The sequence below is a fragment of the Streptomyces sp. NPDC002911 genome (assembly GCF_053591835.1).
The window spans coordinates 21,326-34,366 of the sequence record NZ_JBSFUO010000042.1 but is presented as its reverse complement, the minus strand read 5'-3'; the positions used below and the strand labels follow the sequence as shown (position 1 = coordinate 34,366).

The window sequence follows — 13,041 nt, the reverse complement described above, 5'->3', positions numbered from 1 at the left end:
GGCGCACGGACTCCATGTCCGTGCGCCCACAGGTATGTCCGCGCCCGATGGTGCGGGAGAGTTCCGGGCGTTATGCCCGGGGGAAGCGTTCACGCCCGGAACTCACGGATCCCAATCTACTCGAATCCCGGCGGACACAGTACCGGCGAAGACATCATTACCAACGTTATGTTCATACACTGTGTCTCCGTGCCGACCTGGCGGGCGAACACCGATCCCACGGGACTCGACCGTGATTACTTCGCAGGCACGCGAAGTGATGGCGGAAAGTCTCCACCTCGCGTCGGCGAGAACGAGCTGTCCGGCATGGCGCACCTGCCGGGGAGGTCGCCACCTTTCTGAGCAGTCTTCCATCGGCACCACATGATCCGCCACCTGGCTGCTCCGGGTTTCGCCCCACCGCTTCGAGGTGGAGCAGTACGTGAGGGATCTGCCGGACGGCCTCAGGCACCTGGGGTACGAACATGCGCAGTGGGCTCACGCCGTGTCACCTCCTCTCGGCTTCCGGAGCCTTGACCTGGCCTCGCGGACAACTGCCTACCTGCGCGAGCTCTCGTCGTTCTCAGTGCCACACGCGCGTCCTTCGTCCGGGCCGGTGTGTCACCGCGCTCCGTCCGATACGAGGTGTCCGGTCCCGAGCTGTGGTGGGCCCGCAGCTGAAAGCGGCCACCGAAAGGGCCCCCGAGAGCTGCCCAGCGACCGGGAAATCTTCGGTCGCTGGGCGATGTCCTGCGAGAAGACGCAGGTGGCAGGGTTGGTACCACGGTGGACAGCGACTGAAGCGACTCGGGATCCTCATTTATGACCTGCACGAGGTGAAGTGGCCCGGACGGTCTTGATAGTTCGCGACGTGCGTCGCTTGAGTCGCTGAAACCTTCACCTTCACGGCTGTGACGTGGGGTGATACGGCTTTCCGAGACCAGCGACCGAAGTTCTCCAGGCGCGTGGAACCAGTGGTGCTCCAGTCGCCGGAGCTCTTCTGCGTTCAGACCTTCGGAAGGGTGATACCCATCTCGCGCATGGCGTCCGAGGGAGGCCCGCCCTCCGAACGCTGGGTCTTGTAGCCCTTGGTGCGCGGGGCGGCGGTTCGCGGATCTATCGACTCCGAGGGTGCCGCAGACGCGTACAAGCCCTGCGGCCGGCCGTCCCGGTCGTGAGGAAGGAGCCAGAAGACACGACGCAGGAACGTTCCCGAGGCCCTCGACGCCCGAGCGCCCGGTCCCAGTACGGCATAGCCCACCATCCGCCCGTCCCGGTGGTAGGCCGGTCTGCCCCGTCGGGTCGGAAGCCGGTCCAGCGTCTGCCGTACATAGTCCAGACAGCCGATGTCCTCGAGCCAGACGAGCTGAGTCTCATGGACGAGCTGCGAAGGTTCAATCAAGGCACTCACCTGGTCGCCTACCCTTCCACGGTCCACGTCCGCGACCACGTGCGAGTCTTCCGCACACACGTGTGCCTCAGGCGGCCGGAAAGCGCGCCGTCCACGACGGCCGGTCCCGTTCCGGCGTAGCGTTCCGCCACAGGCCACCACGCCCGACCGCCGGACGGTGTCACCACTACGGGAGGATACTCGGGGCACGGCAAAGAACGCCTCTTTCGTTGTGACCGGACTGGCTGATCAGTCGTCTTCCCCGTGAACGGCGGCTCACTGGGCATGTCCGGGGCCGGGAGCAAGCCCGATCCCCGGATAGAACTTGCGCTGGTTGGAGAGAATCATCTGCTTGGGCGTCGTGAGACCCACTGTTTCGCGTACCCGGGCGGCAAAGGCACGGGAGGAGGCGGGAGTGGCGCCCTCCATCAGACACCAATCCCGGTACGCGGCGTACAGCTGGGCCTGTTCGGCACGTACCGCCGGATGCCGGGTGCAGCGCTCGGCGAGAAACCGCCCCGTGTGGTCCTCCGTCTCCGCGTAGGCGTTGGTTGCCGCACGGACGCTCTCGGGCCCCGTCAGGTCCCGAGAACCGTTCAGATAGAGGCGCGCGCCGCGCACGAGCCAGTCGAGGATGCCGGGTCCCTCTTCGGTGACCAGCACGTCCGCGAGATTGTCGACCTTGCGGTCGTCGGCCACCACGCGGTCGAACGGGATGAGCTTCATGCGCCGCCAGAAAGCATAGCCACCGGTGCCGACCTCGGGGCGGTGGTTGCCCAGAAGCCAGAGCTTGTGGGTCGGCTGGAAACTGAAGAAGTCCTGGCGCATGCGACGGGCCTTGATGCGGTCGCCGCCGGTGAGCAGCTTGACCCTGGCCTCGTCGAAGCGGTCGCCCGGCTTCAGTTCGGAGCACACGATGATGCGGCGGCCGTGGAGTTCGGCGAGATCCGTCGGATGCCCCTCGAAGGGACGAGCCATGAGGAACCCCGGGGGCGCCGCATCCGCGTAGTCGCCGAGCAGTTTGACCATCACGTCGAGCAGGACGCTCTTCCCGTTCTTTCCCTGGCCGTAGAGGAAAGGCATGATCTGCGCGCCGACGTCCCCGGTGATGGAGTAGCCGAGCAGCACGTGCAGGAAGGCGATCAACTGCTCGCCGTCGTCGCCGTCCCCGAAGGTGTCGGCCAGGAAGCGGTCCCAGCGCGGGGTGTCCATGGTGTGCGGTGCCACGGCGGTGGCCCGGGAGTTGTAGTGGCGTTCGGGATCGGGCGGGGAGAGTGTCCCGGTACGGAGGTCCACCACCCCCTCGGGGGTGCACAGCGCGTACGCGTCGGCGTCCAGGGAGGCCGCGCTCAGTACCATCCCCGGCGCGGACTTGGCCTGCATCAGCATGGCCTTCATGCCCGATGTGGAAAGGGCGCGGCGGCGATGCCCGCGCAGCGCCGAGGCGGTGTGCTGTTCGGACGGGTCGGTCTCCGCGAGTGTTTCCGCCATCTCCCCGGCTGCCCACAGGACCGCGTCGTCCTCGTCGGGCTCCCAGCGGTAGCCGGACCACCGGTACCACCCGAGTCCAGGGACGTGCCGGAAGCCGCGACCGTACACGGAGACGAAGAGTTTGGCGTTGCCCCGGTCCGTGAGGCTGTCGGGGAGGAGCCCGCCTCCGTTCGCTGCCGTGCCCCTGGCACGGGTGGTGGCCGTGCTGTCGACGGCGCCCCGGGCATGCCGGTGGTGCAGGTCGGCGTCCGCCTGTACGGGCAGGGTCGCGGCCGGCATCGCGAGAAGGATCTGGCGGGCGACCTCGACCGGATCGAAGAACCCGTTGCCGCCCAGGCTGGGGGAGTCTTTCACCTGCGGTCTCCCGGTATGAACGGTCGCCATCCGCCCGCCTCCATGTCGTCGCGAACGGTCCTCCCGTCCCGCTGCCCGTCTCCGGTACGCCCCGGGGCGGGCAGCAGGCCTGCGGCCGGTAAGCCCCCCGGCCGGGCAGCGGCACCGGTGACGAGGAGTCGAGCAGCGATGGGTGCGCCTTCGCACAGTGTCGGGCCGCTGTCGGAAAAGGCCGGTTCCGAGGGAATTCTCCTGCTCCTCTCAGCGACCGAAGCGACGCAGTGTGGGGCATACCCCGGCCGGTAGGGGCGTTGTCCCACTGTCGCGTACGGAGTGGCCGGTCTGGTACCAGTGTGTGGTCGTTTCCGGCATGTGCACAACCGCTGCCGGAGCGACTGAAGCGACCGTACCCCAATGTTGGGTTTTCCTGTGCACGAGCGCCACGGACCGGGAAGCGCCGGTGACTGCCGGGTACTGTGTGCATGACGTTCCCTGCTGTGCAACATTTCGGTCCGTAGTTCTTGTCACAGGCAGGTGTGACTGCACATCTGCCGCAGGGTGAACCGGCGGGCCGTTACTGCGTCAGGACCGTGCTGACGTGGGTGACCGGCGCAGCCGGGCACGGCGTCGTGGCGGCATTGGCCTCCCGGAACGGTGGGGCGAACAGTGTGAACCACGGCCCCGGAAGCCATGCCGATACGATGGGTCCGCACGAAGCTGCTCCGGGGAGGATGCGTGCGTTTCACCGTTCTGGGGCCGATGAGGGCATGGGCCGACGGCAGTGAAGTACCACTCGGTCCGCCTCAGCAGCGTGCTGTGCTCGCGATCCTGCTGCTGCGGCACGGCCGGCCGGCGACGGTCTCCGAACTGGTCGACGGCCTGTGGGGCGAGCGTCCGCCGACAGGAGCCGTCGGAGTGCTCCGCACCTACGTGTCACGGCTGCGCAGGGCCCTGGAACCGATCAGAGCACCGGGTGACCTGCCCCGGCTGATCCTCTCGGCGGCCGACGGCTACCTCGTGGACGCGAACGAGGCGTCGCTGGACCTCGACGACTTCGAGACGGAGACGGCCCTGGCCCGGCGACTGATCTCGGCCGGCGACCTCGCGGAGGCGGGAGCAGTGCTCGCCGCCGCTCTGGACCGCTGGGACGGTGTGCCGCTCGCGGGCGTACCGGGGGGCCTCGCCGAGACCGAGCGGGCCCGGCTGACGGAGCAGCGGATGTCCGCCGTCGAGACCAGACTGTCCGTCGACATCGCACTCGGCGGCCACGCCGGCGTGATAGGGGAACTGGCCTCGCTGCGGGAACACCACCCCGTCCGGGAACGGCTCACCGAACTGCTCATGCTGGCCCTGTACGGCGGCGGCCGGCAGGCCGAGGCCCTCGACGCCTACCGGGCGACCCGGCAGACCCTCGCCGAGGAGTTCGGCGTCGAGCCGGGCCCGGGGCTGCGGGAGATCCACCGCCGGATGCTCGACGCCGAACCGTTGCTTCGGGAGCCGCTGACGGTGCTGTTCCCGGGGGCGGGTCCCGGACCGGAGGGCGGGCCGGGCCGCAGATCCGGCCACGACCTGCGGCGCGGCCCGGGGCCGGCCGGCTCCCCGGCCGTGCCCCGGCCGGACGGCATCCCGGTCGTCCGGCCCTCTCAACTGCCGGCTGACCTGCCCGTTTTCGCCGGACGCCACACCGAGCTCGGCCTGGTGGCCAGGCCGGCCACAGGTGGGCCCGGACACCCGGTCGTGGCGATCAGCGGTATGGCGGGCATCGGCAAGACCGCTCTCGCCGTGCACTGGGCCCACAGCATCGCCGACCGGTTCACCGACGGACAGCTCTTCGTCGACCTGCGGGGATTCGACCCGGGCGGAGCCGCTCTCGAACCGGAAGCCGTGGTCCGGCTGTTCCTCGGAGCCCTCGGCCTGCCGCCCGAGCGCATTCCGGCGGACGTCGGGGCGCAGGTCGCTCTGTACCGGAGCCTGCTCGCCACGCGACGCGTCCTGGTCGTCCTGGACAACGCACGGGACACCGAGCAGATCCGCCCCCTGCTCCCCGGCACCGGCACCTGCTCCGTGATCGTGACGAGCCGGACCCAACTGCACGGCCTGGTCGCCGGCGACGGCGCCCGGCCGCTGGTACTCGGCCTCATGACCGGCTCCGAAGCGGGAGACGTCCTCGCCCGCCGGATCGGAACCGACCGGACCTCCGCCGAACCCGGAGCAGTCGAAGACATCGTCCGGTCGTGCGGACGGCTGCCGCTGGCGCTGGCCGTCGTCGCCGCCCGGGCCGCCATGCACCCCCACTTCCCGCTGGCCGCGATCGCCGCCGAACTCCGCGACGGGCAGGGCAGCCTCGACGCGTTCTCCTGCGCCGACCCCGCGACGGACCCCCGCGCCGTCTTCTCCTGGTCGTACTGCGCACTGCCACCCGCCACGGCCCGGCTCTTCCGTCTCCTGTCGCTGCATGCCGGGCCGGACATCTCCGTCCCCGCCGCGGCGGCCCTCGCCACGCTCGCCCCGCGCCAGGCACACCTGTTCCTCGCCGACCTCGCCCGCGGCCACCTCCTGACGGAGGTGGCCCCCGGCCGCTACGTCTTCCATGACCTGCTGCTCGCCTATGCCGCCGAGCTCGCGCAGGAACACGACAGCGAGAAGGACAGGCGCGAAGCGGCGCACCGCCTGCTCGATCATCTCCTGCTCAGCGCCCTGGCCGCGTCCGCCCGGCTCTGCCCGGAGCGGGAGAAGATTCCCGTCCCGCCCGGCCGGCCCGGCAGCGCGCCCGAGCAGTTCACCGATCCGGGACAGGCCCTCCAGTGGCTGCGTACGGAGCTTCGCGTCCTGTGCAGCGCGGTACCGTACGCCCTCGACGAGGGGTATCCCACCCAATCCTGGCAACTGGCCTTCGCGCTCGACCTGTTTCTGGACCGGTTCGGTCACTGGCACGACTCCCTGGCCGTGCAGCGGACCGGGCTGGAGGCCGCCACCCGCTCGGAGGATCCGGCGGGCCGCGCGCACACGCACCGCGGGATGGGGTTCGCCCTCGTACGGCTGGGCCGTCCGGACGCAGGGCGGCGCCACCTCGAGACCGCCGACGAGCTCTACGAAGGCATCGGCGACCTGCACGGCCGGGCGCGAACGCACCGCAGCCTCGCCTTCCAGGCCAACCGGGAGGGCGCCCACGACGAGGCGCACGAGCACTACCGGTTGGCCCACACGCTCTACGAGGCGGCCGGCGACCGGAGCGGCCGCGCGAGCGTGCTGAACGAGACGGGCTGGACCCACATCTTGTGCGGGCGCTACGACGAAGCGGTGGAGTACTGCAACCGAGCCCTCGCCCTGCACGCGGAAGTGGGGGCCGCGGGCGGGGTGGCCGGCGAAGCCGCCGCCTGCGACAGCCTGGGCCAGGCCCGTCACCGTCTCGGGGAGCACAGCCTGGCCCTCGGCTGTCACCGCCGCGCCCTCAGCCTCTACCGGCAGCTCGGCGACCGCATCCTGGAGGCCGCGGCACTCGCGCACATCGGTGACGCGGAACACGCGCTCGGGCACGGGGACGCCGCCCGGCGGGCTTGGCAGGACTCGGTGGCCATCCTGGAGGAGGAGGCCCACCCGGAAGCGGCCCAGGCTCGCGAGAAGCTTCGGTCGCTCGACATTGCCCCCACGACGGTGTGACGGGCCGGGCCAGGCCTCTCCTGGTGAGCGGGGACGGGAGATGTCGTCATGACGGCCCGTCACGAGTTCCTGGCGCAGGACCGCCTCGGCACAGGGGAAAGGTCGAGCGGCCGGGCCAGTGTGACAACTCTTTACACATGGTTCGGTCGAAGACTCGACAATAGTGTGTATGGTTCGTTGTGTTCGTGGACCGTCGTGTACCCGAACCCCAGCCACGGAGCGTCCGCGCGGGCGGACAGCCGACGGAGAATCCTGGAGCGCGATCATGACCGAGAGCTCAGTGGGCGGACTGTGCCGCCTCACCATACGAGCTCCGGACGGAATGCTGGACCTCGCCGTGCCGTCCGACATCGCCGTCGCCGACCTCCTGCCGGTGATCGTCACGCTGGCGGGAGACGGGCTGGAGGAGGCGGGCATCGAGCACGACGGCTGGGTACTCCAGCGCCTGGGGGGCGAGCCACTCGGTGCCGAGGCCACACCCGCCGCACTGAACCTGCTGGAGGGCGAGACACTCCTCCTCCGGCCGGGAACCGAGGCCCTGCCACCGGTCGCGTTCGACAACCTCGTGGACGCGGTCTCGTCAGCGGTGAGCGGTCTGCCGCATGCCTGGACGCCCCGAGTCGGCCGCTGGACCCTGCAGTTGGCCGCCGCCGGTTCACTGCTCGGATGCCTTGCCATGCTCGCCCTCCCCGGTGACCCGCTGTCCCGGGTGGTCCTCTCCCTGGGCACCGCCCTGCTCGCCCTCTCCATGGGCAGCGCCGCCGCGCGAGTCCTGGACGACCAGCTCGGGGGCGTCATCCTCGCCCTGCCCGCCATCGGTTTCATCGGCCTGTCCGGCGCGGTCGTCGTCGCAGGACCGGCATACCCGTACGGCCGCCTGGGCGCCGCACTCCTGGCGTTCTGCGTTCTGGGAGCCGTCGGAGCGGCGGTCGCCCTGGCCGTCGTGCCGGGCTACCCCGTCGTCTTCGTCGCGCTCGCGGTGGTGCTGTTGTCCGGAGCCGCCGCCGCAATCCTCATGCTGTCACTCGACGTGACACTGTCCCGGGCGGCCGCCCCCGTGACCGTGTTGATGGTGATCATGGGCGCCTACGTCCCCGTGCTGTCCTTCTCGTTGGCCGGCCTCCGGCTGCCGCCGCTGCCCACCAACGCCGCCCAGCTCCAGGAAGGCATCGAACCGCACACCAGCGGCGAGGTCGCGGCCCGTTCGGCCGCCACCGACCACTGGATGACAGGACTCTTCCTCGCCATCGGCATCGTGTGCACCGGCTGCCTGACCGCCATGGCCGTGGACCCGGACACACCGAGGACCGTCACCTCGCTGCTCCTCATCGTGCTGCTCGCCCTCCACTCCAGGAATCTCGGGACCTCCTGGCAGCGCCTGGCCCTGCTCGTCCCCGCTCTGCTCGGACTCACCCAGCTGATCGCCTCCCACGCACTCGGCGGGGGCGGAGGCGCCGCTCGGGTGGGAGCCGCCGTGCTGCTGGCGCTCTCCATCTGCCTGTGTGTCTTCGCGTGGACCATCCCCGGCCGCCGCATGATCCCGCACTGGGCACGGGCGGGCGACCTCCTGCAGTCAGCGGCGGCGATAGCCCTGCTGCCCATGGTCCTGTGGGTGCTGGGCGTCTACCAGATGCTCCGCGCGGTCAACGGCTGACGGGGGGCGAACGAATGCAGTCACGACGTGATCAGGTCCAGGCCCACCAATTCGTCGTCTCCCGCCTGACGACAGGACTCCTACGCGCGGATCCGGACGAGCCGGAGACGCCCATCCAGCGGACCAGCCGCGGTGTGTTCATCGGCGCGCTCCTGGGCGCCGTGGCATCTGTCGGCTTCCTGGTCTACGGCTTCGTCTCCCCCGGCGGATCCACCGGGTGGCGCGAGCCGGGCAGCCTCGTGATGGAGAAGGAGACCGGCACCTGGTACTTCTACGACGGCACGCTGCGGCCCGTACGCAACTACACGTCCGTACGACTGCTGGGCGGACCCGGCCTCCAGGTGCAGAAGGTCTCGACCGCTTCGCTCACAGGCACCGCACACGGGGGGCCGATCGGAATCGAGGGCGCCCCCGACGCACTGCCTGCCGCCGGCGCCCTGACGGGCGGGAAGGCCTGGGAGGTCTGCGCTGCGACCCGCCCGACGGAGTCGGGCGGCCGGGAACCGACCACATCGCTCCGGATCGCCGCGGACGGTACGGCGCAGGCGGTGCCGCAGGACCGGGCCCTGCTCATCCGCTCGGGCGACACCGCCTACCTGGTGTGGCGGGGCAACAGGTTCCGCGTCACGGGCGGCCGCACGACCCTCGACGCGCTGGGGTACGGCAACGCCGAGCCGTACACCGTCTCCAGCACCTTCGTCGACGCCCTGCCGGCAGGGCCCGACCTCGTGCCGCCGGCCACGCGTGAACTGGGGAAGCCGGGACCGCGCCTGGACGGCCGCCCGTCCGTCGTCGGCTCGGTGTTCACCGTCAGCACTCCCGGCTCGGCACAGAAGTACTTTCTCCTCCGGAGCACAGGCCTCGTCCCCGTGACGACCACACAGGCCGCACTCGTCCTCGGCGACCCGGACACCCGCAAGCGGGTGTACCGAGGAGCCGTCCCGGCCGCCACGACCCTGTCCGTCGGTGCGCTCGACGGGGCCAGGGCCCCCGCATCGGCCACCGACGGGAGCGCCTCCGTGAGGGAGGCGGGCCAGGCGTTGCCGCCCGCACCGCCGGCCGTCGTGCCCGTCGGCGACGGCCGGGACGCGTGTGTGCGGCTGAGGCCGGAGGACGGCAGAACGGCCGTCGACGTCGTGCTGGCCGTCGCGCCGCCGGCTTCCGGTTCCCCGCCCGCCACGGCCCCCGCGCTGGAACCCGCTTGCACACCGGTCGACGCGATTTCCGTTCCGCCGTCGGGCGGCAGCCTCGTCAAGGTCCTCGGCGCGGCCGGCACGGACATGGGCAACGCCCACTACCTCATTACGGACACCGGTATCAAGTACCGGATTCCTACGGGGAAGGACGCCGAGACCCTCGGCTACGACCTCGCCGCGCAGGCCCATGCCGTCCCGTCGTCGCTCATCCGCATGGTGCCGACCGGACCAGACCTGTCGCCTGCCGCGGCCGCCGCGGGACGCAGCTCCGTCGCGGGTACGCCGCAGTGCGGAGCGGCACCGTCCGGCTGACCGCCCCTCACCTCGTCCGGGGCCTTCCGGCTCCGGGACCCTGCAACCGGAAGGTGATCGAGTGACCACCCCTCCTCCTACACAGCAGCAGTCGTCCACAGCGACGTACAACCGAGCGATCGAAACTCTGGAGAACGCCCAGACCCGTCTCACATCGATCAGGCATGAGGTGTCGACCTCCAAGCAGTCCCTGGCGGTCAGCTACCAGGGCCCCGACGGCGCGGCGTTCCAGTCCGTCATGAACCAGTGGCTGAACGGCGAGGAGTTCATCCGGGGCAAGTGCCAGCAGCTGATCAACTCCCTCGAGAGCAGCATGGGGACGTCCAGCAAGGCGCAGGGTGCAGCCCAGGAAGCCGTTGCCTCCCAGACCCACCTTTCCGTATACAACACCATGGTTCCCTGAACCGAGGAAGTAGGTTCGCATGCCCGCAGCAGAAGATGGCATTTTCATCGAGCACCAGAGGGCTCAGATGTTCGTCGAGGAGATGGCGGCCTTCACCACCCGTCTCGACGCCGTGGTGAGCGAGCTGGAGAGTCAACTCGCCCCCATCGTCACCACCTGGCTCGGTGCCGACCGTCAGGTGTACGACACCGTGCAGCTGGCCTGGAACAACAAGGTCAACGAGCTGCGCCTGGCTCTGTCCAGCCACGCGCAGACCCTGTCCGGCGTCTCGTCGAACTACCACCGCACCAACCTCGCCAACGCGCAGTCGTTCGAGAGCATCACGATCTGATCCGGCAGGTGCCGGCCGGGACGCCGTAGCGGTCCCGGCCGGCACCCGGCCGTCCCCGACACAGTCTGCTGAAGGGCATGAGACATGACCGACCTGACCTCTTTGGACGCTCCGGCTCTGCAGTCGTTCATCGACACCGAGATCGGTGAGTTCAAGACGGAAATGCTTGCGTTGCGTACCTCGAACGGTGACCGCAAATCCCTTTACGACCTCGGGAACGCCACCGTGCCGCTTGTGATCGGCAACCTGGCGGGGGACGAGGAGACCGGCGGGAAGAAGGTGGTCACCAACATGGTGACTGCGGCGAAGGCCGTGGACGACGTGTTGGCCCGCCACACGAAGATGGTCGACGACCTGGAACTGTGCCTGCGTCGGGCCATCGAGAAGATGCAGAAGACGCAGAAGGCGAATCTCGTCGATGTCGAGGGGCAGACCTTCCTGAGTCTCCTGGCCGGTACCGAGACCTCGATGAACGGTGCGGGTACGAACCTTCCGGGTGGCAACGGCACCACCTGACCGGGCAAGGCGAGAACCGCCGCCCCTGGCCGCCGCGGTCTCCTGGAGAGCCGGCTTGAAACGATCACCACGACGGGAGTGTCGCTGTGCCCGCAGACAACTGGGAACACATCATCAACCTGATGACCGGCTGGACACTCCCTGAGCGTTCCGAGGTGGTGGGTCAGAAAGGGGAGAGCGGCATTCCATGGATGAATGTAGCTATCTCCACGGTGGAGGCGAGGGACGTGGAGAGCAGGGGAAGCACCCTCAACCCCATGGGCGGGACCTTCAATTTTTATGTGCGGAACGGCAAGGAGATGGAGGGCAGGCAGGCTGTCGTCTCCTACACCGGCATCGAAATGGGGAAGGAGTTCTGGGTACGGGGCTCGGCGGCGCTGGACATGCTGCTTGCGAACTATTCCACGGTCGGGGCCCACGGGGCAGGTGCCCCCGGTGGCGGCCAGGGGGTGGACCTCCGTACGTTCACCGACGCCGCGAAGTCCTTCGACGCGGCAGGTGACTTCTTCGCGAAGCGCACCGAGCTCATCAAGCAGTGGGCCGAGGGCATGGGAAGCGAAAAGGCGGCGTGGAAGGGGACCGCCGCCGACGTCTTCCGTATCCTGCTGGAGAAGATGCACGCGAAGTACGAGAACTACACGGCGCAGCTGCGTCCGCCCGGCTTCAACCCCGGGGGGTCGTCCCCCAGTACGTCGTACACCTCCACCACCCTGCACGGCGACTCCCTCGTGGATGTGGAGCGCTCCCTGTACCGCGCCTATGAACAGCTTTTCCAGGCCCATTACAATTTCTATTGGCAGCAGGGAAAGCAGATCGAGTACGAGGCTGCGGACGGCGCCAAGGGGTCGGCGAACTATCCTGCAGACCCCAGAGATATTCTGAACCAACTGATGGCCGATGTCGCCCGGTGGATCGAGAGGTACAACTGGGGCCAGGCCAACTGGCAGAGCTACGAGTTCCATATGCAGTACGAGAACCATTCGAGTACACAATGGTCCGTGGGCCCCGAATTCTCATCCTCCCCGAAGTGGGGGAATCTGGCCGATACGAGCACCTGGGCATCCATCGCGGACGAGGCGACACGGCGATGGACATACAACGTTCAGTACAACCTTGATGAGCCGGCTCGAACCGTCGTGACCGAGGTGTCGGCTGCATGGAACAGATCCCTGGACCCGAAGTGGAACACCCGTTTCGCCTTTACGGACAACGGGTCCACGTCTCTCTCGGAGGACGTCAGGACCGCGCAGGCCGAGGAGGCCGCGGAATCTGCACAGAAGCAACAGGAGGAGTTCGCCAAGGGGCTCACGAACAACGGGAACAACTTCAATGAGGGATTGGAGAAGTTCGGGAATCAGTTCGGCCAAGGCCTCAACAACTTCGGCGAAAACTTCGGCAACAACCTGGAGAACGCCTTCGGGGGCGGCGAGCAGGACGGGGGCGGCGGCCTCCCCAAGATCTCGACGGTGAGCGGCCCGGAGGGAACCACGTCGATCACCGGGAGCGAGAACGGCGGGAGCACGGGCGCCGAGCTGCCGAACATCGGGACGCCGGGAGGCGTCGAGGGGGCGACTCCGGTGTCCACCTCGAGCGGCCCGGAGGGTACGACGTCGGTGTCGCCGGGTGGTCTGCTCGCCGATCCGGGCGCCGTCGGCGGCCTCGGCGCACTCGGTGGCCTGGAGGGGGCGACTCCGGTGTCCACCTCGAGCGGCCCGGAGGGTACGACGTCGGTGTCGCCGGGTGGTCCGCTCGCCGATCCGGGCGCCGTCGGCGGCC

9 protein-coding genes are annotated in these 13,041 nt (G+C 69.1%); 7 read left to right on the top strand and 2 right to left on the bottom strand.

Annotation, left to right across the window (positions count from 1 at the left end):
• Positions 1 to 985 precede the first annotated feature (985 nt).
• Complete coding sequence (locus tag ACWD04_RS31760; RefSeq protein ID WP_451137204.1) at positions 986 to 1,390, bottom strand: DUF6009 family protein; 405 nt, start codon at positions 1,388 to 1,390, stop codon at positions 986 to 988.
• A gap of 255 nt (positions 1,391 to 1,645) precedes the next feature.
• Entirely contained in the window at positions 1,646 to 3,139 is a 1,494-nt protein-coding gene (locus ACWD04_RS31755) for a DNA primase family protein (RefSeq protein ID WP_451137206.1), read from the bottom strand.
• Between the two features lie 789 nt (positions 3,140 to 3,928).
• Here ACWD04_RS31755 and ACWD04_RS31750 point away from each other — a divergent pair.
• The 7 genes from ACWD04_RS31750 to ACWD04_RS31720 form a co-directional block, all read left to right on the top strand.
• Positions 3,929 to 6,853 (top strand): BTAD domain-containing putative transcriptional regulator, encoded by a 2,925-nt coding sequence (locus tag ACWD04_RS31750; RefSeq protein WP_451137203.1) that lies wholly within the window; start codon positions 3,929 to 3,931, stop codon positions 6,851 to 6,853.
• Positions 6,854 to 7,118: 265 nt separating this feature from the next.
• Positions 7,119 to 8,507 (top strand): type VII secretion integral membrane protein EccD, encoded by a 1,389-nt coding sequence (eccD, locus tag ACWD04_RS31745; protein WP_451137202.1) that lies wholly within the window; start codon positions 7,119 to 7,121, stop codon positions 8,505 to 8,507.
• Positions 8,508 to 8,521: 14 nt separating this feature from the next.
• Positions 8,522 to 10,015, top strand: coding sequence for a type VII secretion protein EccB (eccB, locus tag ACWD04_RS31740; RefSeq protein ID WP_451137201.1), 1,494 nt, complete (start codon positions 8,522 to 8,524; stop codon positions 10,013 to 10,015).
• Positions 10,016 to 10,076: 61 nt separating this feature from the next.
• A complete protein-coding gene (locus tag ACWD04_RS31735; RefSeq protein ID WP_451137200.1) occupies positions 10,077 to 10,418 on the top strand; it encodes a hypothetical protein in 342 nt (113 codons plus the stop codon).
• 19 nt (positions 10,419 to 10,437) lie between these two features.
• Positions 10,438 to 10,749 (top strand): WXG100 family type VII secretion target, encoded by a 312-nt coding sequence (locus ACWD04_RS31730; protein ID WP_451137199.1) that lies wholly within the window; start codon positions 10,438 to 10,440, stop codon positions 10,747 to 10,749.
• Positions 10,750 to 10,833: 84 nt separating this feature from the next.
• Positions 10,834 to 11,265 carry a type VII secretion system-associated protein gene (locus ACWD04_RS31725; RefSeq protein WP_451137198.1) on the top strand — a complete coding sequence of 144 codons (432 nt, stop codon included), beginning with the start codon at positions 10,834 to 10,836 and terminating at the stop codon, positions 11,263 to 11,265.
• A 122-nt stretch (positions 11,266 to 11,387) separates the two neighbouring features.
• Positions 11,388 to 13,041: AAWKG family protein (locus ACWD04_RS31720; protein ID WP_451137205.1), on the top strand; the 1,654-nt coding region annotated here is incomplete at its 3' end.

Coding starts and splice junctions, on each gene's coding strand:
- ACWD04_RS31755 (WP_451137206.1), bottom strand. CDS start 3,139: ATGCCGGCCGCGACCCTGCCCGTACAGGCGGACGCCGACCTGCACCAC.
- eccD (WP_451137202.1), top strand. CDS start 7,119: ATGACCGAGAGCTCAGTGGGCGGACTGTGCCGCCTCACCATACGAGCT.
- eccB (WP_451137201.1), top strand. CDS start 8,522: ATGCAGTCACGACGTGATCAGGTCCAGGCCCACCAATTCGTCGTCTCC.
- ACWD04_RS31730 (WP_451137199.1), top strand. CDS start 10,438: ATGCCCGCAGCAGAAGATGGCATTTTCATCGAGCACCAGAGGGCTCAG.
- ACWD04_RS31725 (WP_451137198.1), top strand. CDS start 10,834: ATGACCGACCTGACCTCTTTGGACGCTCCGGCTCTGCAGTCGTTCATC.